Here is a 23,497-nt window from a genome sequence, read left to right as displayed (position 1 = left end):
TGTGATCGCCATCGAAACGTTTCGCTCGCGCAATAAAAACCAGGGAGAGAACGTATTAAAGGAAGGAGAAATCGAAAGAACAGAAACTGGGGCGGGGAAACCCGCCCGGAGAAGAGGAACGTTCGAGAGGCGTTAGTTCTGGATTTTCTTCACCTGTTTCACATCCAGCTCTGCGGAATTGAAACCTTTATCCAGCTCGCCTTGCAGCTCGACCTTGTCGGTCGGCGTCACGCTCTGACCGTTCCAGTATTTGTCGTCGATCTCGACCGTTATCGTACCGGTCTCGTCGCGGAACAGGTAATCCTCGCTGCCGACGCGACGCTCAATATGGCCGCGCACCGTCACCCAACTATCATCTTTCAGATCTTTGGCTTTCGCCACCGTCGTCACGCTGCCGTCGGGACCAGAAAACCCGCCAGCGGGATGCGATGAGGACGCGGACGTATTAGGCTCCACAAATCCGCCGGTCTGGGCGGCAAAAACCGGGGCGGAACACAGGGCGGTGATAGCGAATAGTGCTGCTGTTTTTTTCATAAAAACTCCTTAATACCGTTGATTGCCGTAGGGTAAAACTGCGTTTTATTTGCCTTACAGCGCCACTAAAACAAAATGTTCTTAACAGGATCTTAAGGATAGCCAATTATCCATTATCTTTATCAATACGGTGGTCGGCGCCACATTTCCGGGCCTTTGGGCTGTTCTCTCAGTACCATCCCCCGATAACATCCCCTCAACGCAAGGCGGGAGAAAATGAGAATACTGCTGATAGAAGATGACCGGCTGATAGGCGACGGCATCAAGGCTGGATTGAGCAAACTGGGGTTTAGCGTCGACTGGTTCCTGCAAGGCGAACAGGGGATGCAGGCCTTGCATGCCGCCCCTTACGACGCGGTAGTGCTGGACCTGAGCCTGCCTGAAATGGATGGTCTGGTCATCCTGCGGCGCTGGCGGCAGGCCGGAGAGTCAATCCCGGTGCTGATTCTGACCGCGCGCGACGCGCTGGAAAACCGGGTCCAGGGATTGCAGGACGGCGCAGACGACTACCTGTGTAAACCGTTCGCCCTCACGGAAGTGGCTGCGCGGCTGCAGGCGCTGATTCGCCGCCGTCATGGCGAGCTGCGGCCAAAGCTTGTCTACGACAACGTGGCGTTAGAGCCGGGCACGCGCACCGTCACCGTCGACGATCGTCCCGTCGAATTGAAGTCGCGCGAACTGGCGCTGCTGGAGCTGTTCATGATGAACGCCGGTCGAATTCTGACGCGCGCGCAGTTGGAGGAAAAGCTGTACGGCTGGGACGATGACGTGTCCAGCAACGCCGTGGAAGTCCACATTCATCATCTGCGCAAAAAGCTGGGCAGCCACGTCATCCGTACCGTCCACGGCGTAGGTTACCGGCTGGGAGATGCCCCGTGAAAAGATTAAATCTGCGCCTCCGTCTGCTGCTGGGATTCATGCTGCTGACGCTGCTGTGCTGGGCGCGGCCGCCATCCTGGCCTGGCAACAGACCCGGCACAACATCGACGAACTGTTCGATACCCAGCAACTGCTATTCGCCAAACGACTGGCCACCCTCACGCCGCAGGATCTCCAACCACAGGAGCTGCCCGCCGCCCGGCAAATCATGAAAAGGGCGCGCGGCGAGCAGGATGAGGATGCGCTGGCCTTCGCCATTTTCCGGGCCGACGGACAGCGGGTGCTGAGTGATGACGACAACGGCAAACGGTTTATGTTCTCCGACTATCAGCACGATGGATTCACCACCGGCCAATTACACAATGACGACGATCTCTGGCGGTTAGTGTGGCTGACCACGCCGGATAAACGCTATATCGTGGCCGTCGGGCAGGAGGTGGAATATCGCCACGATATGGCGATCGCCATCGTGAAAACCAATCTCACGCCCTGGCTGGCCGCCTTGCCCGTCATGCTGCTCTTGCTGTTCCTGTTGGTCACCTACGAGCTGCGGCCGCTGACGCATATCGCGCGCCAGCTCGGACAACGTCGCCCGGATGACGAGTCGCCCATCGCCGCGCCGAGACTGCCGCAAGAAGTGCGCCCGCTGGTGGACGCCCTGAACGACCTGTTCGCCCGCATCAACGCCATGCTGACGCGGGAGCGACGTTTCACCTCTGATGCCGCCCATGAACTGCGTAGCCCGTTAGCCGCGCTGAAAGTTCAGGCCGAGGTCGTCCAACTGGCTCATGACGATGAAGAGATGCGGCGACGCGCGCTCGGCCAGTTAGACGCAGGCATAGATCGTGCGACCCGGCTGGTCGATCAACTGCTGACCCTCTCTCGTCTCGACGTCGACAACGATCCCGCCTCATCGGAAACGGTCCATTGGCAGCCGCTGCTTCAACAGGCCGTTGCCGATCAGACAGAGGAAGCCCGACGTCAGGGCGTGACGCTCCACCTCAATACGCCAGAAACGCCGGTGGTCACGCCGGGCAACACGCTGCTGCTGACACTGCTGGTGCGCAATCTGCTGGATAATGCCATTCGTTATGGCCGTAACGGCGCAAGCGGCGTCGTGCGCGTCAGGCTCACGATAGAGGGGTTGGAAGTGGCCGACGAAGGGCCGGGCGTACACGAAGAGATATTGCTGCGGTTGGGCGAACGCTTCTTTCGTCCGCCCGGTCAGGAAGCATCGGGCAGCGGACTGGGCCTGTCGATAGTGAACCGCATCGCCCATCTGCATGGCATGACGACACGGTTCGCGAATCAGCCGGGCGGCGGGTTCTCCGCCCAACTGACCTGGCCGCTAACCCGAGGTCACTAAATTTCCACCTGAATCCCTAGTTCAATCAGCCGATTAGGTGGAATTTCAAACTGATCGGCGGCTCTCAATGCGTTGCGGCTCAGCATCATGAACAGCTTGCCGCGACCGCGCATATACCACGGACGTTTGCCCATAATCAGCGATTCGTTAGACATGAAGAAGGTGGTTTCCAGCATCTGACAGGTCAAGCCGTCCTGCCAGCAGCGGTGGAAAACTTCTTCCACGTTGGGCGTTTCCCGCCATCCGTAGCTGGCGATAACCCGCCAGAAAGAAGGCGAAAGCTGTTCGACCGTCACACGACGAGCGTTGTGTACGTACGGCGCATCTTCGGTCCGCATCGTCAGCAGCACCACGCGTTCGTGCAACACCTTGTTATGTTTCAAGTTATGCAGCAGTGCGAACGGGATGACGTGCGTTGCCCGGGAGAAGTACACCGCCGTGCCCGGCACCCGCACCGGCGGGTTTTTCTCCAGTGAAGCGATCATCGCCTCCAGCGAGTTGCCGTGCTCATTCAGCCGCCTCATCAGGCGGAAACGCTCGCTCTTCCAGGTCGTCATGATGACGAACATCACCATGCCCAACGCCAAAGGCAACCAGCCGCCGGAGAAAATTTTCACGGCGTTGGCCAGAAACATCGGAACGTCGATCATCAGCAGCACCGCCAACACCAGATAGACCACGTAGCGATACCAGTGCCAGTTTTTAACCGCGACGATACACACCAGAATACTGGTCAGCACCATCGTCCCCGTCACGGCGATCCCATAGGCCGCAGCCAGTCGACTCGAGTGTTCGAAGCTGACGATCACCAGCACCACCGCCACATACAGCAGCCAGTTGATCACCGGAATATAGATTTGCCCGGACTCCATATCGGAGGTATGCACAATCTTCATCGGCGGCAAATAGCCGAGACGCACCGCCTGGCGAGTGAGCGAGAAGACGCCGGAGATCACCGCCTGTGAAGCGATGATTGTCGCGAAAGCGGCCAGCACCAGCAGCGGGATCAACGCCCAGTCAGGCGCCAGCAGGAAGAAGGGGTTTTTAATCGCTTCGGGATCTTTCAGCAGCAGCGCGCCCTGACCGAAGTAGTTGAGTATCAACGACGGCAGTACCACCAGGAACCAGGCGATGCGGATAGCAATTTGCCGAAGTGACCCATATCGGCGTACAAGGCTTCGACCCCGGTGATAGCCAGCACCACCGCGCCCAACGCGAAGAAGGACACCATCTTATATTTGATGAAGAAATTCACGGCCCACATCGGGTTCAGCGCCTGCAAGACCTGCGGATGGTCGATCACGCTGCGCGCGCCGAGAATGCCGAGCGTCAGGAACCAGACTAGCATCACCGGGGCAAACAGACTCCCAACGCGCCCGGTACCGTGCTTTTGGATCATGAACAAGAGCGTCAGCACAGCGATGGAGACGGGGACGATATAAGATTCCAACGAGGGCGCGACGATATCCAACCCCTCTATCGCCGACATCACTGAGATAGCCGGTGTTATGACGACTTCGCCGTAAAAAAAGCTGCCGCCGATCAACCCCATAATAACGACTATCGCCGTGATCCGGTCCGAGGTGTTGCGCCCGGCCAGAGACATCAATGTCAGTATGCCCCCTTCTCCGGCGTTGTCGGCCCGCATGACGTAACTCAGGTATTTCATTGAAACGACTAAGACCAACAGCCAGAAAATCAGCGACAGAAAACCGTATACAGAATCCGATCCCACGCCGAAACCAAACTGCCCCGACAAACATTCCCTAAGCGTATAGAGAGGACTGGTACCGATATCGCCGTATACCACCCCTATAGCTGCCAGCGTAATCGCTGGCAATGGACGTTTATGTTCTGAATTCATAAACCCTATCTTCTATAGTCCATTAACACACTGAACCACCCATGCGTTGAGTAGCCCCAAAAACGCTCAGTATGCACAAATCACGCTAAAAGCCCATTTTTAAAACCCGCCATCCTGTTTCATCCACAGGACAATTATTGATTAACGCCGCTAACAATGCCCATAATCAGCTAATAATTCTTCAGCCAGACTGCTAATCTCAAACAGTGATTGACGGCAATGATGGATAAATAATGATACAACCCACCGCGCTGGCTGACCGAATCGCCCGCCTGAGCCAAGCCCTCGAACACGGCCTGTACGAAAGACAACATGCCATACGCTTATGCCTACTGGCCGCGCTGAGCGGAGAAAGCGTCTTTTTACTTGGACCGCCAGGGATCGCGAAAAGCCTGATTGCCCGCCGTCTGAAATATGCGTTCAGAGACTCCCGGGCTTTCGAATATCTGATGACGCGTTTTTCCACCCCGGAAGAGGTCTTCGGACCGTTGTCGATTCAGGCGCTAAAAGATGAAGGACGCTACCAGCGTCTGACCTCCGGCTATCTGCCGGAAGCGGAAATCGTTTTTCTGGATGAAATCTGGAAAGCGGGCCCGGCGATACTGAATACCCTACTGACCGCCATCAACGAACGACGCTTTCGCAACGGCGACAGTGAAGAACCGATTCCCATGCGTCTGCTGGTCACCGCCTCCAACGAACTGCCGGAAGCCGATAGCAGTCTGGAAGCCCTGTACGACCGTATGTTGATCCGCCTGTGGCTTGGCCGCGTGCAGGATAAACAGAATTTCCGGGCCATGCTGACCACCAGCGGCGGGGAACGCGATAATCCGGTTAGCGAAGCCCTGAGCGTCAGCGGCGAAGAGTATGTGCAGTGGCAGTCGCTCATTAACCAGATAACGTTGCCCGACGCCTGTTTCGATTTGATTTTCCAACTGCGCCAGCTGCTGGACTCGCAGGAAAATGCGCCTTATGTCTCCGATCGCCGGTGGAAAAAAGCGATTCGGCTGCTTCAAGCCTGCGCCTTCTTTAGTGGAAGGGACAACATTACGCCGGTGGATATCATCCTGCTCAAAGATTGCCTGTGGCATGACAACACCTCGTTCGATCTGGTGGAGCAGCTAATGAATCAGCTAATGACCGAGCACGCCTACCAGCAGCAGACGCTGCTTTTCCGGCTACAGCAGCTTAATCTGGAACGGCAACAGTACGAACAGCAGCAGAGTGAGCTTCAGGCCTTTCGGGTGGAAAAACAGGGTAATTTCTTCGCCCGTAAACCGCACTACACGCTGCCTGACACCCTCGCCGACGAGCCACTGACGCTGGTGCTGCAAACCCCGTTGGTGCTGAACGATCGTACGGTTACCCATCTGTCTTCGACACCAAGGCGTTGTCGCACTGGCTGAATGCCGGGGGAGAAATCCGCGCGAAGCTGAACGGCCTCGGATTCGGACAACGTATCGATATGAAAGTCGATGACGCTCAGCACCTGATAGTTCATGACATCAGCCTGCAAAGCACAACGCTTTCGCTACCGGACAAAAGCAACATCAAGCTGCCTGAGTCTCTGGTGCAGCAGTACGACACCTTAAAGCTGCAGCTCAAGGAACAGCAACGTCGCTTCTCACAGCATCAGCCTTGTCTGTTCATCCCGAAAGAGTGGTTCGCGAGGATTGAAGAAAGCCTGCGGCAGGTCGATGAACAGATAGAACAGTCTCGACAGGAGTAACCCCCCAATGCTGACGCTGGAATCGCTGGAGCTCCTGCTTTCTATCGATGAGAACCATCTCCTGGACGATATGCTCGTCACGCTGCTGTCTACGCCGCAGCTGGCAATGTTCTTCGAAAAGCATCCGCGACTGAAGTCCGCCGTCATGAACGATCTCCCCAAGTGGAAAACGCTGTTGCAACAGCGGCTCCATACGACGGCGGCGCCGGAAGAACTCGAAAAAGAAGTGGAAGGCTACCAACAGGCGCTGGCCACCAGCCGTCTGACGCTGCCATCGCGTATGCCGGAGTTGATGGCGCTGCTAAAAGAGGTCAATTCTCCGTTTCTGGCTCAGGCGGACAAATTACGCCACTCTCCGGATGCCTCTGACCGCGAGATGAGCGCGGGATTACACGCGCTGTTTATCCAGCGCTGGCGCGCCAGCCTGACGCAGCAGACGCTGGAACTGCATCATCGGATCGTCGATCAGGAACGAGATACGTTGATCGAGGAGCTGCAACAGCGTCTCACCGTCACCGAATCACTGATTCCGGTATTGGCGGAAAACGATACCGCGGCGGGTCGGCTCTGGGATCTTAGCGCCGGAAAGCGTCTGACGCCGGATCTGCAACCCCTGCTCGCCACCAGCGCCTTCTTGCAGCAACAGCCTGAACTCCAGCAATTGGCCGAACGCCTGGGCCGCAGTAATGAAACCAAAACGGTACTTAGCCAGACAACGCCGCTTGAAGCGTTCAAGGTGATGATTCGCGAGCCGTCCCTGACGCCGGAACAGGTCAGCGGCATCCACCAGAGCGACGACATTTTACGGCTGATCCCGACGGAGCTGTCGACGCTGGGCGTTGACGAACTGGAGTACGAATTCTATCGCCGGTTGGCGGAACATCGCCTGCTGACATACCGCCTGCAAGGCGAAGGCTGGCGCGAAAAAATTCAGGAGTGGCCGGTCGTTCATCAAAATCAGGAGCAGCAACCGCGCGGGCCATTCATCGTCTGTGTGGATACCTCAGGATCGATGGGCGGCTTCAATGAACGCTGCGCCAAGGCGTTCTGTCTGGCGTTGATGCGTATCGCGCTGGAAGACAATCGCCGCTGCTACATCATGCTGTTCTCAACGGGCGTCGTCAGCTACGAGTTGACCTCCGCCACCGGTCTGGATGAAGCGATTCGTTTCCTTAATCAGTCATTTCGCGGCGGCACGGATATGGCGGACTGCGTCGCCGCCCTGTTGGATATCATGGCCAGTCAGCAATGGCAGGACGCGGACGCCGTCATGATCTCGGACTTTATCGCCCAGCGCCTTCCCGATCCGCTGATCGCGGAAGTTCGGCGGCGTCAGCGTCAGTATCATCATCGTTTTCATGCGGTGGCGATGTCCGATCACGGGAAACCGGGCATCTTAATGATTTTTGACCATATCTGGCGCTTCAACACCGGTCTGAAAAGCCGTTTGCAACGACGCCTGCATCACCCGAAAAGCTGAACGTTCGTTCGGCTTTTTTCCGGCATCGCCGTGATAGACGTTGCTTAAGCCCGCCATTCGCAGTAAAACGCAGAAACAGACAACAATAGAGACGTGTTATGGCCGACACCTATTCAATGGACGAACTCGACCGCAGTATCCTCGGCGCGCTGATGGAAAATGCGCGTACGCCCTATGCGGAGCTCGCCAAGCAGTTCGCGGTCAGCCCCGGCACCATCCATGTCCGGGTAGAAAAAATGAAACAGGCGGGCATTATCGTCGGCACGCGTCTGGACGTGAATCCCAAGCAACTGGGCTACGATGTATGCTGCTTTATCGGCATTATTCTGAAGAGCGCCAAAGATTACCCCTCCGCGCTCGAAAAGATGAATAACCTGGAAGAAGTGGTGGAAGCGTATTACACCACCGGGCACTACAGCGTGTTCATCAAGGTGATGTGCCGCTCTATCGACGCCCTGCAGGATGTACTTATCAACAAGATCCAGACAATTGATGAAATCCAGTCCACAGAGACCCTGATCTCCCTGCAAAACCCCATCATGCGGACGATCGCGCCCTAAGCCTTTTTTCCTATCCCCCTATTATCCACAGGTAGATCCCACCAAAATCACAGCGTACAATGGCCCGTCTTTTCATCCGACGGGATCGTGTATGACCCATATCACTCTTATTAGCGGTAGCACGCTTGGCAGCGCGGAGTACGTCGCAGAGCATTTGGAAACCCTGCTGCAACAGGCTGACTTTACCACCACGCTGTTGCATGGCCCCGAACTCAGCGAAGTTCCGACAGAAGGGTTATGGCTGGTAATCACCTCCACGCATGGCGCTGGCGACTTGCCTGACAACCTGAAAACGTTGTTTGAAAATATAGAGGCGAATAAGCCCGACCTATCGGAGATCCGTTTTGGCGCGATCGGGATCGGCAGTAAGGAGTACGACACTTACTGTGGCGCGATCCTGACAGTCGATCGCGTTTTGCAGGATCGTGGAGCAAAAAGGATCGGTGAAATCCTCAAGATCGACATCACCGAGCACGAAATTCCGGAGGATCCAGCGGAAGAATGGGTGGGATCGTGGGTTAATTTACTCAGATAATGCCTTTTTTCACTCCTTTATCTGTGGATAAAACGCGTTATAACAGGGGTAAAACCGGTAGTTATCCCAATAACAACTGCCGGTCGTTTTCTGAGCTGTGCATAACTACCCATTCAGATCCCAGCTTATACGGTGTGGGATCACCGATCTTTCACAGCTAATGATCCCGATTAAAGGATTGATCATTCTGCCGATTTTGCGGTTATCCACAGATAACGTCGATCCTAATAAGAGATCTAATAAAGAGATCTTTAAATAAAAAGATCTTTCTTTAATTACCTGACGATCAACCGCGCTTGGTCGTTCGAACAAACTTGAGTAGAATCCCCCACCCCAGGGCCGTAACGATCGTTCGCAACCACGCGAGGTGCAGTACCATGTTTTATCCAGATCCTTTTGACGTCATCGTGATCGGCGGAGGTCACGCCGGCACAGAAGCCGCGATGGCTTCTGCTCGAATGGGACGTCAAACCCTTTTACTGACGCATAACATTGATACGTTAGGACAAATGTCATGCAATCCAGCCATTGGCGGGATCGGAAAAGGACATCTGGTCAAAGAGATCGACGCCATGGGTGGCCTGATGGCCAGCGCGATCGATCAGGCGGGTATTCAGTTTAGGATACTAAACATCAGTAAAGGCCCGGCAGTACGCGCTACCCGAGCTCAGGCAGACCGCGTCCTGTATCGACAGGCGGTGAGAACGGCGCTGGAGAATCAGGAGAACCTGACGATCTTCCAGCAGGCTGTCGACGATCTGATAGTGGAAAACGATCGCGCGGTGGGTGTTGTCACCCAGATGGGACTGAAATTCCGCGCTAAATCCGTTGTTCTGACCGTCGGGACTTTCCTGGACGGCAAAATTCATATCGGGATGGATAACTACAGCGGTGGCCGTGCTGGCGATCCGCCGTCCATTCCGCTCGCTAAACGTCTGCGGGAACTGCCGCTGCGCGTCGGCCGCCTGAAAACAGGCACACCGCCGCGCATCGACGCTCGCACTATCGACTTCAGCGTTCTGGGCCAGCAGCATGGCGACAACCCGATGCCGGTGTTCTCCTTCATGGGAAGCGCCAGTCAGCATCCGGCGCAGATGCCCTGCTACATCACGCATACCAACGAACGTACGCATGAGGTGATCCGTAATAATCTGGATCGCAGCCCGATGTACGCGGGCGTTATCGAAGGCATCGGACCTCGCTACTGCCCGTCTATCGAAGACAAAGTCATGCGCTTTGCCGACCGTAATGCTCATCAGATTTTCCTGGAACCGGAAGGGCTGACCAGCAACGAGATATACCCGAACGGTATCTCAACCAGCCTGCCGTTTGACGTGCAATGGCAGATTGTTCGCTCTATGGCCGGGATGGAAAATGCACGCATTGTTCGTCCTGGCTACGCGATCGAATATGACTTTTTCGATCCGCGCGATCTCAAACCGACGCTGGAAAACAAATTTATCCACGGCCTGTTCTTTGCCGGCCAGATCAACGGCACCACCGGTTACGAAGAAGCGGCGGCTCAGGGCATGCTGGCGGGACTCAACGCCGCACGACTGGCCTTCGAACAGGATGGATGGACCCCGCGTCGCGATCAGGCCTACATCGGCGTGCTGGTGGACGATCTCTGTACGCTGGGCACCAAAGAACCGTACCGCATGTTCACTTCGCGAGCGGAATACCGTCTGATGCTGCGTGAAGACAACGCGGACCTGCGTCTGACCGAACAAGGTCGAGAACTGGGCATGGTCGACGATATTCGCTGGGCGCACTTCAACGAGAAGCTGGAAAGCATCGAAAAAGAGCGTCAACGCCTGCGTGATGTGTTCGTCCACCCGCATTCTGAGCAGGTTGCCGAAATCAACACGCTGCTGAAAGCGCCATTGTCTCGCGAAGCCAACGGTGAAGATTTGCTGCGTCGCCCTGAAATTGACTATGCGCTGCTAACGCAGTTGCCGATGTTCGCACCGGCGCTGAGTGATGCCAAAGCGGCGGAGCAGGTCGAGATTCAGGTCAAATACGAAGGCTATATCGCCCGTCAGCTGGAAGAGATCGAAAAACAGCAGCGTAATGAAAATACCTTGCTGCCTGTTGACCTGGATTATCGTCAGGTCAGCGGACTGTCGAACGAAGTGGTCGCCAAACTCAACGATCACAAGCCCGGCTCGATCGGCCAGGCGTCCCGTATCTCCGGCGTTACTCCCGCCGCCATTTCCATCTTGCTGGTGTGGTTGAAGAAACAAGGGATGTTGCGCCGCAGCGCCTAACAGAGCGCGGCTTAACGCCGCGCTGCATCATGTCTATCAAGCTAACAGAACGAAAAATCAGGATTTTGCGTGCTTACGAAACTAAACCACCTGCTGGACAGCGCTGGCATAACGTTGACCGATCGCCAGAAAACACAGCTGATACAGTACGTTGAACTGCTGAATAAGTGGAACAAGGCCTACAATCTGACTTCGGTGCGCGACCCCGGCCAAATGCTGGTGCGTCACATCATGGATAGCCTGGTGGTAGAACCGCATCTGGAAGGACAGCGCTTTATCGATGTCGGCACCGGTCCGGGTCTGCCTGGCATTCCGTTGGCCATCATCCGTCCTGACGCTCATTTCGTCCTGTTAGACAGCCTGGGCAAGCGTGTACGTTTTCTGCGTCAGGTGCAGCATGAGCTGCAGTTGGAAAATATTGAACCGGTACAGAGCCGTGTAGAGGACTTCCCTGCTGAGCCTGCGTTTGACGGCGTCATCAGCCGCGCGTTCGCGTCTCTGCAGGATATGGTCGAATGGTGCCATCATCTTCCCGCGCGACCTCAGGGCCGTTTCTACGCCCTTAAAGGCGTCCTTCCCGACGATGAGTTGCATGCCTTGCCTGAAGGGATTTCCGCCGAGTCGATCGTCAAATTGAATGTACCCGAGCAGGAAGGGGAGCGTCATTTGGTCATTCTGCGTCAGCTTTAATGTTGTTTTTTATCAAATAAGCACGAAGTAATTGCACTTTTCACCCGATAGTCAGGGACGTGCGCGTGATAAATTAGCGGCCTCAGTAATTTTTAATGTGATGTTACACAGCGGTGTCTTTAATGCATTTTGACGGGAATGTGGGGTGTGGTTTTTTTAAACAGCCTGACAGTTTCGCTGCCGTTTTACGTGACGGATATGTGTTAATGATGTGAGATAAAATTATCCGGAATGTCAATAACCGGTTTCCGCTGTGGTTTTGTTATGTTTGCTGAGTGTTGGTTTTTAACTATTTGAAATTAAATAAATAAAAATAGCTATTTTTGCTAAAGACAAAAAAAAAGCCGATCGTATATAAAACGCTGTAGCTTGTTTTATGTGAGTAATATCACACAATGTAGCCGATTTAGTGCTGGTTTTATTAAAGTCGTGTTAACAGCATAGTTAGTAAAAATAAGGCTTCTGAAATAAATTTAAATAATCGTTCACCTTTTGGCTACTTATTGATTGAATTCGCTTGGCTGAAACGTATAATTTGCTCGTTTTTTGCTGCTTGACTCGATGCTCTAAAGGCAGTTTTATACGACTTTATTCAGCATACCTCTGAGAAAAGGTACGGGGAGAGCAAGCGTCATGTCTGTACCCCTTTACAATGGGAAAGTCGCGCTGCATTCGTTGCTGATACAATGCGTAGTGATGTTGGCGTTGAGCGCTATTTTCGCTACGGTCAGCCAGAAGGCCGCGGTTTCCGCATTAGGCGGGGGATTGGCAGCCTGGTTGCCGAATATGGTGTTTATGCTGTTTGCCTTACGGCGGAACGTGCAGACACCATCAGCAGGACGCATTGCCTGGTCATTTGCTGTGGGCGAGGCGCTGAAAATGCTCTTCACCATTGCATTGTTGGTGGTGGCGTTAGGCGGGTTTCATGCGGCATTCCTTCCGCTTGGCCTGACATACTTGTCGGTGTTGGTTATCCAGATCGTGGCACCCGCTGTCATTAACCGTTACCGTAGTTAACAACAAAAAGGGTAAGAGACATCATGTCTGCTTCAGGAGAAATCTCTACTCCGCAAGAGTATATCGGCCATCATCTGACGCATTTACAGGTGGGTTCGGGCTTCTGGGCGATCAACATCGATTCGATGTTTTTCTCAGTCGCTCTTGGCATACTCTTTCTGGTTATCTTTCGTTCAGTCGCTAAAAACGCAACCAGTGGCGTGCCTGGCAAGCTGCAGACCGCAGTTGAGCTGGTCGTCGGTTTCGTGGATAGCAGCGTGCGTGATATGTATCACGGCAAGAGCAAGTTGATTGCTCCTTTGGCGCTGACCATTTTCGTCTGGGTTTTCCTGATGAACTTTATGGACCTGCTGCCGATCGATTTGCTGCCGCAAATTTGGGCGAAGATTTATAGCGCCGCCGGGCACGATCCTGCCCATGCTTATTTGCGCGTGGTACCTTCTGCCGACGTGAACATTACGCTGTCGATGGCGTTAGGCGTTTTCATTCTGATTCTGTTCTACAGCATCAAAATGAAAGGCGTGGGCGGCTTTGTCAAAGAGCTGACACTGCAGCCGTTTAATCATCCTGTCTTTATTCCTGTCAACCTGATTCTTGAAGGTGTCAGCCTGCTGTCCAAACCGGTTTCACTGGGTTTGCGACTGTTTGGCAACATGTATGCGGGTGAGTTGATCTTCATCCTGATTGCCGGCTTGTTGCCGTGGTGGTCTCAATGGTTGTTGAATGTCCCTTGGGCCATTTTCCACATCCTGATCATTACGCTTCAGGCTTTTATTTTCATGGTTCTGACGGTTGTTTATCTCTCGATGGCATCTGAAGAGCATTGATTTTCTTTCAACACAATAACGTTTTAACTGAAACAAACTGGAGACTGTCATGGAAAACCTGAGTGTGGATCTGCTGTACATGGCTGCCGCGTTGATGATGGGTTTGGCGGCTATCGGTGCTGCGATCGGTATCGGCATTCTGGGTGGTAAATTTTTGGAAGGCGCTGCACGTCAGCCCGATCTGATTCCTCTGCTGCGTACACAGTTCTTTATCGTAATGGGTCTGGTGGATGCAATCCCGATGATCGCTGTGGGTTTGGGTCTGTATGTGATGTTTGCGGTCGCCTAAACAAGCTTGTGCTTGTCAGGTGATGGAACATCAACCATTTAACTTACGAAGAGGCATTGTGCTGTGAATATTAACGCTACAATCCTCGGCCAGGCCATTGCGTTTGTCCTGTTTGTCCTGTTCTGCATGAAGTACATATGGCCGCCGATTATGGCAGCCATTGAGAAGCGTCAAAAAGAAATTGCTGACGGTCTGTCTTCTGCTGAACGCGCCAAGAACGATCTGAACCTAGCGCAGGCCAATGCGACCGATCAACTGAAGAAAGCTAAAGCGGATGCTCAGGTCATTATTGAGCAGGCGAATAAGCAACGCGCTCAGATTCTGGAAGAAGCGAAAGTGGAAGCAGAAACGGAACGCAACAAAATTGTGGCGCAGGCCCAGGCTGAGATTGACGCTGAACGCAAGCGCGCTCGCGAAGAGCTGCGTAAGCAGGTCGCCTCGCTGGCCATTGCGGGTGCCGAGAGAATTATTGAACGTTCCGTGGATGAAGCTGCTAACAGCGACATCGTCGATAAACTGGTCGCTGAACTGTAAGGAGGAAGGGGCTGATGTCTGAATTTGTCACGGTAGCTCGCCCCTACGCCAAAGCAGCTTTTGACTTTGCCGCAGAACACCAGGCGGTTGAACACTGGCAGTACATGCTGGCATTTGCTGCGGAAGTAAGCCGAGATGAACAGATCGCCGAGTTGCTTTCCGGCGCTGTCGCGCCGCAAACGCTGGCGAATACCTTCATCGAGGTGTGCGGTGATCAACTGGATGATGCGGGCCAAAACCTGATTCGGGTTATGGCCGAAAACGGGCGTTTACTGGTGCTTCCTGAAGTACTGGAACAGTTTGTTCAACTTCGTGCGGCACAGGAATCGACAGTTGATGTCGATGTGATTTCCGCCACGACGTTGAACGAGCAGCAGCTATCCAAGATAGCGGTTGCGATGGAACAACGTCTGTCACGTAAAGTGAAGCTGAATTGCAAAATTGATAAGTCTGTTATGGCCGGCGTGATCATTCGCGCAGGCGATATGGTGATAGACGGCAGTATTCGTGGTCGTCTGGATCGTCTGGCAGACGTCTTGCAGTCTTAAGGGGACTGGAGCATGCAACTGAATTCCACCGAAATCAGTGAACTGATCAAGCAGCGGATTGCTCAGTTCAATGTTGTGAGCGAAGCTCATAACGAAGGTACTATCGTTTCCGTCAGTGACGGGATCATCCGTGTACACGGTCTGGCCGATGTCATGCAGGGGGAAATGATTTCTCTGCCCGGCAACCGTTATGCCATCGCACTGAACCTGGAGCGCGACTCCGTGGGTGCCGTGGTGATGGGTCCGTATGCGGACCTGGCCGAAGGCATGAAAGTGAAATGCACCGGCCGTATCCTGGAAGTTCCGGTAGGCCGCGGCCTGCTGGGCCGAGTGGTCAACACACTGGGTGCGCCTATCGACGGTAAAGGTCCGGTAGAGCACGACGGCTTCGCGGCCGTTGAAGCGATTGCGCCGGGCGTAATCGAACGTCAGTCTGTCGACCAGCCGGTTCAGACCGGTTACAAATCCGTCGATGCGATGATTCCGATCGGCCGCGGTCAGCGTGAGCTGATCATCGGCGACCGTCAGACCGGTAAAACCGCGCTGGCCGTTGATGCCATCATCAACCAGCGTGATTCCGGCATCAAATGTATCTACGTCGCTATCGGCCAGAAAGCCTCCACGATTTCCAACGTGGTTCGCAAACTGGAAGAGCATGGCGCGCTGGCTAACACCATCGTGGTTGTGGCTACGGCTTCCGAATCTGCCGCTCTGCAGTACCTGGCGCCTTATGCCGGTTGTGCGATGGGCGAGTATTTCCGTGACCGCGGCGAAGACGCACTGATCATTTACGATGACCTGTCCAAACAGGCTGTCGCCTATCGTCAGATTTCTCTGCTGCTGCGCCGTCCGCCGGGCCGTGAAGCATTCCCGGGCGATGTGTTCTATCTGCACTCCCGCCTGCTGGAACGTGCTGCGCGTGTCAACTCGGAGTACGTAGAAAAATTCACCAACGGTGAAGTGAAGGACAAAACGGGTTCTTTGACGGCGCTGCCTATCATTGAAACTCAGGCAGGTGACGTTTCCGCGTTCGTTCCGACCAACGTTATTTCCATTACCGATGGTCAGATCTTCCTGGAATCTACCCTGTTCAACGCTGGTATTCGTCCTGCTGTTAACCCAGGGATCTCCGTATCTCGTGTGGGTGGTGCAGCGCAGAGCAAGATCATGAAGAAACTGTCCGGTGGTATTCGTACCGCTCTGGCACAGTATCGCGAACTGGCGGCGTTCTCTCAGTTTGCCTCCGATCTGGATGATGCAACGCGTAAACAGCTGAACCACGGTCAGAAAGTGACTGAACTGCTGAAACAGAAACAGTATGCGCCGATGTCCATCGCGCAGCAGTCTCTAGTGCTGTTCTCAGCAGAACGCGGTTACCTGGAAGACGTTGAGCTGTCTAAAGTGGGAAGCTTCGAAGCGGCGCTGCTGGCCTATGCCAGCCGTGAGCACGGCGAACTTCTGCAGCAGATCGACCAGACGGGTGCTTATAACGATGAAATCGAGGGTCAATTCAAAACTATCCTCGATACTTTTAAAGCAACCCAGTCCTGGTAATTGCCCGCGTCTGCCTCACGGCAGACCGCTAGGCTATTGAGGAGAAGCTAAGATGGCCGGCGCAAAAGAGATACGTAGTAAGATCGGAAGCGTCCAGAATACGCAGAAGATCACTAAAGCGATGGAGATGGTCGCCGCTTCCAAAATGCGTAAATCGCAGGATCGTATGGTGGCCAGCCGTCCTTATGCTGAAACTATTCGCAAAGTGATTGGTCACCTTGCGTTAGGTAATTTGGAGTACAGACATCCGTACCTGGAAGAGCGCGAAGTTAAGCGCGTCGGGTATTTTGTGGTGTCTACAGACCGTGGCCTGTGCGGTGGCTTGAATATTAACCTGTTCAAAAAGCTTCTGGCCGAGATGAAAGAGTGGGGCGATAAGGGCGTAGAAAGCGATCTGGCGCTGGTAGGTTCGAAAGGCGTCTCTTTCTTCAATTCCGTTGGCGGAAACGTTCTCGCTCAGGTAACGGGTATGGGCGATGCCCCCAGCCTGTCTGAATTGATCGGATCGGTAAAAGTCATGCTGCAGGCCTATGACGAAGGTCGTCTGGACAAGCTGTATGTGGTGAGCAACAAATTCATCAATACCATGTCTCAGGAGCCTCAGGTTGTTCAGCTGTTGCCTCTTCCCCCGGCGGAAGACAGCACGTTGAAGAAGAAGTCCTGGGATTACCTGTATGAGCCGGACCCTAAAGCATTGCTGGATACCCTCCTGCGCCGCTATGTGGAATCTCAGGTTTATCAGGGCGTCGTAGAAAACCTGGCCAGCGAACAGGCCGCGCGAATGGTTGCGATGAAGGCCGCCACCGATAACGGCGGTAATCTGATTAAAGAGCTGCAGTTGGTATACAACAAAGCTCGTCAGGCCAGCATCACTCAGGAACTCACCGAGATCGTCGGGGGAGCCTCCGCGGTTTAAGCTAGGTTAACGAATTACGTATTGTCGAATTACGTAGAGGATTCAAGATGGCTACTGGAAAGATTATCCAGGTAATCGGCGCCGTGGTGGACGTCGAGTTCCCTCAGGATGCCGTACCGAAAGTGTACGATGCGCTTGAGGTTGAAAACGGTGCTGAAAAACTGGTGCTGGAAGTACAGCAGCAGTTGGGCGGCGGCGTTGTTCGTTGTATTGCAATGGGAACTTCAGACGGTCTGCGTCGCGGCCTGGACGTTGCTAACCTCGGTCACCCGATTGAAGTGCCGGTAGGTAAAGCGACGCTGGGTCGTATCATGAACGTACTGGGCGAGCCGGTCGACATGAAAGGCGATATCGGCGAAGAAGAGCGTTGGGCTATCCACCGCGAAGCGCCGGCGTACGAAGAACTGTCCAACTCCCAGGAACTGCTGGAAACGGGTATCAAGGTTATCGACCTGATGTGTCCGTTCGCCAAGGGCGGTAAAGTCGGCCTGCTCGGCGGCGCGGGTGTGGGTAAGACCGTCAACATGATGGAACTGATCCGAAACATCGCTATCGAGCACTCGGGTTATTCCGTGTTTGCGGGTGTAGGGGAACGTACTCGTGAGGGTAACGATTTCTACCACGAAATGAGCGAATCCAACGTTCTGGATAAAGTGTCTCTGGTATATGGCCAGATGAACGAGCCGCCGGGTAACCGTCTGCGCGTCGCACTGACCGGTCTGACCATGGCGGAGAAATTCCGTGATGAAGGTCGCGATGTTCTGCTGTTCGTCGATAACATCTACCGTTATACGCTGGCAGGGACCGAAGTGTCCGCACTGCTGGGCCGTATGCCTTCCGCAGTAGGCTACCAGCCGACGCTGGCGGAAGAGATGGGTGTGCTGCAGGAACGTATCACTTCCACGAAAACCGGTTCCATCACGTCCGTACAGGCCGTTTACGTCCCTGCGGATGACTTGACCGACCCGTCGCCAGCCACCACCTTTGCTCACTTGGATGCAACCGTGGTACTGAGCCGTCAGATCGCGTCTCTGGGTATCTACCCGGCCGTTGACCCGCTGGATTCCACCAGCCGTCAGCTGGATCCGCTGGTTGTTGGTCAGGAACACTATGATGTCGCTCGTGGCGTGCAGTCCATTCTGCAGCGTTACCAGGAACTGAAAGACATCATCGCGATTCTGGGTATGGACGAACTGTCTGAAGAAGACAAACTGGTTGTATCCCGTGCGCGTAAGATCCAGCGCTTCCTGTCTCAGCCGTTCTTCGTGGCAGAAGTGTTCACGGGTTCTCCGGGTAAATTCGTCTCTCTGAAAGAGACCATCCGTGGCTTTAAAGGCATCATGGACGGCGAATACGACCACCTGCCGGAACAGGCGTTCTACATGGTTGGTTCCATTGACGAAGCAGTGGAAAAAGCCAAGAAACTGTAACGCCTTGATAGGAGGGTGACATGGCTGCTATGACTTACCATCTGGATGTCGTGAGCGCGGAACAGGCAATGTTCGCCGGTCTGGTACAGAAAATTCAGGTGACCGGTAGCGAAGGCGAGCTGGGGATTTACCCTGGTCACGCCCCCCTGCTGACGGCCATTAAGCCTGGTATGGTGCGTATTGTTAAGCAACACGGTGATGAAGAGTTCATCTACCTGTCCGGCGGTACCCTTGAGGTACAGCCGAATGCGGTCACCGTGTTGGCTGATACCGCCATCCGTGGGCAGGATCTTGATGAAGCGCGGGCTTTGGAAGCGAAGCGTAAGGCTGAAGAGCATATCCGTAGTTCACACGGTGACGTGGATTATGCTCAGGCCTCTGCTGAACTGAGCAAAGCCATTGCTAAACTGCGCGTTATCGAGCTGACCAGAAAATCGATGTAACAGAGACAGTCTCCAAAAAGCCGGCCGGTTTTTACCTGCTGGCTTTTTTTATACCCGTGGTCCGGGCGATGTTGTGGGGAGCAATACCTGAAAACGTCGTAAAAGGGTCGCCTCCGCGAAGGAATTCGCCATTTCGTCGGCGTTATCTCGCAAAATGAGGCCAAGCGGGATTTTTCGCTGAAAAATATGTAGTAATCCGGTGTAATAATAGGGTTAACTTTCATTCGTCCCACTTAGTGGGCACCAATCAGTTTCAGTCAGGATGCCTATGTCGAACAGTGCTATCAGCGTCGTGATTCTTGCCGCCGGCAAGGGGACACGCATGTATTCCGATCTTCCCAAAGTTCTCCACCCGCTGGCGGGTAAACCGATGGTTCAACACGTGATTGATACCGCCATGAAGGTGGGCGCTGAGCGCGTTCATCTGGTCTATGGTCACGGCGGCGATCGCCTCAAAAAGACGCTGTCCGGCGAAGCGCTGAACTGGGTGTTGCAGGCTGAACAATTGGGGACGGGCCATGCGATGCAGCAGGCGGCACCTGCGTTTAGCGATGACGAAGATGTCCTGATGTTGTACGGCGATGTTCCGCTGATCTCCGAAGCGACGCTGAAGCGTCTGGTTCAAGCCAAGCCTGACGGCGGTATCGGCCTGCTGACCGTGAATGTGGACGATCCCACCGGGTACGGCCGCATCGTACGGCAGGACCATGAGGTCGTCGGCATTGTGGAACATAAAGATGCCAGCGAAGCGCAGCGTCAAATCGGCGAAATCAATACGGGTATTCTGGTCGCGGGCGGTCGCGATCTGAAGCGTTGGCTCAGCCAGCTGACCAATAACAATGCGCAGGGCGAATACTACATCACCGATATCATTGCGATGGCCGCTCAAGAGGGTCGTCGCGTTGCAGCGGTACACCCTGAGTGTGCCAGCGAGGTGGAAGGCGTTAATAACCGTCTCCAGCTGGCGCGTCTGGAACGTATCTACCAGCAGGAGCAGGCGGAGAAGCTGTTGCTGGCGGGAGTGATGCTGCAGGATCCGGCGCGCTTCGATCTGCGCGGCAACGTGAAGTTTGGCCGTGACGTCACCATTGACAGCAATGTCATACTGGAAGGCGACGTCACTCTGGGGGATCGCGTGACGATTGGCGCGGGCTGCGTGATCAAAAACAGCGTCATTGGTGATGATTGCGAAGTCAGTCCATACTCGGTGTTAGAAGACGCCGTGTTGGAAGCGAAGTGCACCATCGGGCCATTTGCACGTCTGCGTCCCGGCGCGGAGCTGGCCGAAGGGGCTCACGTCGGCAACTTCGTTGAAATGAAAAAAGCCCGTTTGGGTAAAGGCTCCAAAGCCGGTCACCTGACCTATTTAGGCGATGCTGATATCGGCGCGAACGTCAATATCGGCGCTGGCACCATCACCTGTAATTATGATGGGGCCAACAAACATCAGACCATCATTGGCGATGATGTGTTCGTGGGTTCGGACACCCAACTGGTGGCGCCGGTTCGCGTTGCTAAGGGAGCGACTCTCGGCGCGGGGACCACCGTCACTCGCGACGTCGGCGAGAACGAGTTGGTGCTCAGCCGTGTCCAGCAGACGAATATCGCTGGCTGGCAGAGACCGGCGAAGAAAAAGTAAATCTATTCGACGATGGCGGCGGATATGCGCCGTCGTCGAATAGATCATCCCGCCCGAACAGGGGCGGGATGCGCATTGTCTTGATGAAAGACGGTTTTGTCCTGCCTTTTCACACTGATGCGCGAACTTGCAGGCCAAAACATAATAATTCCCCACTCTACAAGGCTCGGGGAGCCCGGAATATACCGGATTAATCAGGTCAAAGACTTCATCGGTGACACAGTATGTCGCCTCTATAGGAATACCATTGTATGTGTGGAATTGTAGGCGCAGTCGCGCAACGAGATATTGCTGAAATCCTGCTGGAAGGGTTACGCCGTCTGGAATACCGGGGCTATGATTCGGCCGGTCTGGCGGTTGTCGATAACGAAGGGCATATGACCCGTCTGCGTCGTCTGGGCAAGGTGCAGATGCTGGCTCAGGCGGCGGACGAACATCCGCTGCACGGCGGCACCGGCATCGCCCATACGCGTTGGGCGACGCATGGCGAACCGTCGGAAACGAATGCACACCCGCATGTGTCTGAAAACATCGTCGTGGTGCATAACGGTATTATCGAAAACTATGAGCCGCTGCGTGAAACGCTGACCGCTCGAGGTTTTCGATTTGTTTCCGAAACGGATACGGAAGTTGTCGCGCATCTGGTGCGCTGGGAACAAAAAGAGAACGGCGGTTCGCTGATTGATATCGTCAAACGCGTCATTCCTCAGCTGCGCGGCGCTTACGGTATGGTGTTGATGGACAGCCGCGATCCCAACGTTTTGGTGGCCGCGCGTTCCGGTAGCCCGCTGGTCATTGGCCGTGGCGTAGGGGAAAACTTCATCGCTTCCGATCAGCTGGCGCTGCTGCCGGTTACGCGTCGCTTTATCTTCCTGGAAGAAGGCGATATCGCCGAAGTCACTCGCCGTACGGTACGTATTTTCGATCGTCAGGGTGCGGAAGTGACGCGCGAAGAGATCGAATCCAGCGTGCAGTACGATGCCGGAGACAAAGGCGCCTACCGCCATTACATGCAGAAAGAAATTTATGAACAGCCTCTGGCGATCAAAAACACGCTGGAAGGCCGTTTTAGCCACGGCGAGATCGATTTGTCCGAGCTGGGCGCGCAGGCGGATGAACTGCTGTCTAAAGTCGAGCATTTACAGATTATCGCCTGCGGCACCTCCTACAACTCCGGGATGGTGTCCCGCTACTGGTTCGAGTCGCTGGCCGGTATTCCGTGCGACGTCGAAATCGCTTCCGAATTCCGTTACCGCAAGCCTGCCGTGCGTCGTAACAGCATGATGATTACGCTGTCCCAGTCTGGAGAAACCGCCGATACGCTGGCGGCGCTGCGTCTGTCCAAGTCGCTCGGCTACCTGGGTTCGCTGGCGATTTGTAACGTCGCGAGTTCGTCGCTGGTGCGCGAGTCCGACCTGGCGCTGATGACCAAAGCGGGCACCGAAATCGGCGTGGCGTCGACCAAGGCTTTCACCACTCAGCTGACGGTCTTGCTGATGCTGGTAGCGCGCATTGGGCGCCTGCGCGGTATGGCTCCTCAGGTCGAGCATGATATTGTGCATGCTCTGCAGGCCTTGCCTGCGCGCCTGGAGCAGATACTGTCTCAGGACAAGCTGATTGAATCGTTGGCGGAAGGCTTCTCCGACAAACACCACGCGCTGTTCCTGGGCCGTGGCGACCAGTATCCCATCGCGATGGAAGGGGCGCTCAAGCTCAAAGAGATCTCCTACATTCACGCGGAAGCGTACGCTGCCGGTGAGTTGAAACACGGCCCGCTGGCGTTGATTGATGCGGATATGCCGGTCGTGGTGGTGGCGCCGAATAACGATTTGCTGGAAAAACTCAAATCCAACATTGAAGAAGTGCGCGCCAGAGGCGGCGAGCTGTATGTCTTCGCGGACGAAGAAGCGGGATTCACCTCGGACAGCAATATGATGAAAATCATCCCGTTGCCGCATGTGGAAGAAGTCATCGCCCCTATCTTCTACACCGTGCCGCTTCAGCTGCTGGCTTATCACGTCGCCTTAATTAAAGGGACGGATGTGGATCAGCCGCGCAACCTGGCTAAATCCGTTACCGTTGAGTAATTAACCCTGCCTCGTCAGCCAGTGAAATAATGTTTATATTCTCTGGCTGACGTTATTTTTTCCTTTTTCTTTAATTCCGTTATAAATTTTTCCGCCCAGCGAACCAATGCTAGGGAGCAACGGATGGGGCATACTTTTCCACTTTGGAGCAACCGGCAAGTTCAACCAGCAAGCGAATTTTTCTGTGGTGTGGGTAAGGCATCGGTGGACAGGGCAGAGGTTGACGATTTTTTCTTATTGTTGATTATGGTAGTGGGTCTAGGTTTGGAAAGCTGATAATTATGTGCATCGAACAATTGGCAATATGGA

Annotated in this window: 19 protein-coding genes and 3 pseudogenes; 19 read left to right on the top strand and 3 right to left on the bottom strand. The window is 54.5% G+C overall.

Going from position 1 to position 23,497, the window contains the following annotated elements; all coding sequences use genetic code 11:
• Window positions 1–132: 132 nt before the first annotated feature.
• On the bottom strand, window positions 133–534 hold the full coding sequence (locus tag AU509_RS06580; protein WP_085650599.1) for a YgiW/YdeI family stress tolerance OB fold protein: 402 nt from the start codon (window positions 532–534) through the stop codon (window positions 133–135).
• Between the two features lie 216 nt (window positions 535–750).
• Here AU509_RS06580 and qseB point away from each other — a divergent pair, with 216 nt between their 5' ends.
• Window positions 751–1,413, top strand: a complete 663-nt coding sequence (gene qseB, locus AU509_RS06575) for a quorum sensing response regulator transcription factor QseB (RefSeq protein ID WP_094117952.1) — start codon at window positions 751–753, stop codon at window positions 1,411–1,413.
• Window positions 1,410–2,779: pseudogene (gene qseC / locus AU509_RS06570) on the top strand (quorum sensing histidine kinase QseC). Before qseB ends, qseC begins: the two are co-directional and overlap by 4 nt.
• On the opposite strand, the gene AU509_RS19035 reads toward qseC, so the two are convergent.
• Entirely contained in the window at window positions 2,776–3,264 is a 489-nt protein-coding gene (locus AU509_RS19035; protein WP_409359749.1) for a KUP/HAK/KT family potassium transporter, read from the bottom strand. The pseudogene qseC and the gene AU509_RS19035 overlap by 4 nt on opposite strands.
• A gap of 51 nt (window positions 3,265–3,315) precedes the next feature.
• Window positions 3,316–4,643, bottom strand: a pseudogene (locus AU509_RS06565) (KUP/HAK/KT family potassium transporter); the annotation flags it as partial.
• A 233-nt stretch (window positions 4,644–4,876) separates the two neighbouring features.
• On the opposite strand from AU509_RS06565, the pseudogene ravA reads away from it, so the two are divergent.
• The 17 genes and pseudogenes from ravA (at window position 4,877) to glmS (ending at window position 23,188) form a co-directional block, all read left to right on the top strand.
• Window positions 4,877–6,372, top strand: a pseudogene (ravA, locus tag AU509_RS06560) (ATPase RavA).
• A 7-nt stretch (window positions 6,373–6,379) separates the two neighbouring features.
• A complete protein-coding gene (gene viaA, locus AU509_RS06555) occupies window positions 6,380–7,852 on the top strand; it encodes an ATPase RavA stimulator ViaA (RefSeq protein ID WP_094117951.1) in 1,473 nt (490 codons plus the stop codon).
• 98 nt (window positions 7,853–7,950) lie between these two features.
• On the top strand, window positions 7,951–8,412 hold the full coding sequence (gene asnC / locus AU509_RS06550; RefSeq protein WP_094117950.1) for a transcriptional regulator AsnC: 462 nt from the start codon (window positions 7,951–7,953) through the stop codon (window positions 8,410–8,412).
• 91 nt (window positions 8,413–8,503) lie between these two features.
• The gene (mioC, locus tag AU509_RS06545) at window positions 8,504–8,947 is read left to right on the top strand and encodes an FMN-binding protein MioC (RefSeq protein ID WP_085650605.1); all 444 of its coding nucleotides are present in this window, start codon (window positions 8,504–8,506) and stop codon (window positions 8,945–8,947) included.
• A gap of 377 nt (window positions 8,948–9,324) precedes the next feature.
• Window positions 9,325–11,214, top strand: a complete 1,890-nt coding sequence (gene mnmG, locus AU509_RS06540) for a tRNA uridine-5-carboxymethylaminomethyl(34) synthesis enzyme MnmG (protein WP_085650606.1) — start codon at window positions 9,325–9,327, stop codon at window positions 11,212–11,214.
• Between the two features lie 69 nt (window positions 11,215–11,283).
• Window positions 11,284–11,904: a 16S rRNA (guanine(527)-N(7))-methyltransferase RsmG gene (gene rsmG, locus AU509_RS06535; RefSeq protein WP_094117949.1), complete on the top strand. Its 621-nt coding sequence runs from the start codon at window positions 11,284–11,286 to the stop codon at window positions 11,902–11,904.
• Window positions 11,905–12,537: 633 nt separating this feature from the next.
• Entirely contained in the window at window positions 12,538–12,921 is a 384-nt protein-coding gene (gene atpI, locus AU509_RS06530) for a F0F1 ATP synthase subunit I (RefSeq protein WP_085650608.1), read from the top strand.
• 23 nt (window positions 12,922–12,944) lie between these two features.
• Complete coding sequence (gene atpB / locus AU509_RS06525) at window positions 12,945–13,748, top strand: F0F1 ATP synthase subunit A (RefSeq protein WP_085650609.1); 804 nt, start codon at window positions 12,945–12,947, stop codon at window positions 13,746–13,748.
• A gap of 49 nt (window positions 13,749–13,797) precedes the next feature.
• Window positions 13,798–14,037, top strand: coding sequence for a F0F1 ATP synthase subunit C (gene atpE / locus AU509_RS06520; protein ID WP_005976545.1), 240 nt, complete (start codon window positions 13,798–13,800; stop codon window positions 14,035–14,037).
• Between the two features lie 63 nt (window positions 14,038–14,100).
• On the top strand, window positions 14,101–14,571 hold the full coding sequence (gene atpF / locus AU509_RS06515) for a F0F1 ATP synthase subunit B (protein ID WP_026738608.1): 471 nt from the start codon (window positions 14,101–14,103) through the stop codon (window positions 14,569–14,571).
• Between the two features lie 14 nt (window positions 14,572–14,585).
• Window positions 14,586–15,119, top strand: coding sequence for a F0F1 ATP synthase subunit delta (gene atpH / locus AU509_RS06510; RefSeq protein WP_085650610.1), 534 nt, complete (start codon window positions 14,586–14,588; stop codon window positions 15,117–15,119).
• A gap of 12 nt (window positions 15,120–15,131) precedes the next feature.
• A complete protein-coding gene (gene atpA, locus AU509_RS06505; RefSeq protein ID WP_085650611.1) occupies window positions 15,132–16,673 on the top strand; it encodes a F0F1 ATP synthase subunit alpha in 1,542 nt (513 codons plus the stop codon).
• 52 nt (window positions 16,674–16,725) lie between these two features.
• Window positions 16,726–17,589, top strand: coding sequence for a F0F1 ATP synthase subunit gamma (atpG, locus tag AU509_RS06500; RefSeq protein ID WP_085650612.1), 864 nt, complete (start codon window positions 16,726–16,728; stop codon window positions 17,587–17,589).
• Between the two features lie 47 nt (window positions 17,590–17,636).
• The gene (gene atpD, locus AU509_RS06495; protein ID WP_085650613.1) at window positions 17,637–19,019 is read left to right on the top strand and encodes a F0F1 ATP synthase subunit beta; all 1,383 of its coding nucleotides are present in this window, start codon (window positions 17,637–17,639) and stop codon (window positions 19,017–19,019) included.
• Window positions 19,020–19,048: 29 nt separating this feature from the next.
• Window positions 19,049–19,462: a F0F1 ATP synthase subunit epsilon gene (locus AU509_RS06490; RefSeq protein ID WP_026738603.1), complete on the top strand. Its 414-nt coding sequence runs from the start codon at window positions 19,049–19,051 to the stop codon at window positions 19,460–19,462.
• A 268-nt stretch (window positions 19,463–19,730) separates the two neighbouring features.
• Complete coding sequence (gene glmU, locus AU509_RS06485; protein WP_094117948.1) at window positions 19,731–21,101, top strand: bifunctional UDP-N-acetylglucosamine diphosphorylase/glucosamine-1-phosphate N-acetyltransferase GlmU; 1,371 nt, start codon at window positions 19,731–19,733, stop codon at window positions 21,099–21,101.
• Between the two features lie 251 nt (window positions 21,102–21,352).
• Complete coding sequence (gene glmS / locus AU509_RS06480) at window positions 21,353–23,188, top strand: glutamine--fructose-6-phosphate transaminase (isomerizing) (RefSeq protein ID WP_094117947.1); 1,836 nt, start codon at window positions 21,353–21,355, stop codon at window positions 23,186–23,188.
• Window positions 23,189–23,497: the final 309 nt, after the last annotated feature.

Source organism: Lonsdalea britannica (assembly GCF_002111595.1).
In the GTDB taxonomy this organism is placed as follows: domain Bacteria; phylum Pseudomonadota; class Gammaproteobacteria; order Enterobacterales; family Enterobacteriaceae; genus Lonsdalea; species Lonsdalea britannica.
Note: the sequence above shows the minus strand (reverse complement) of the source record. Positions and strands in the feature narration are given on the sequence as shown.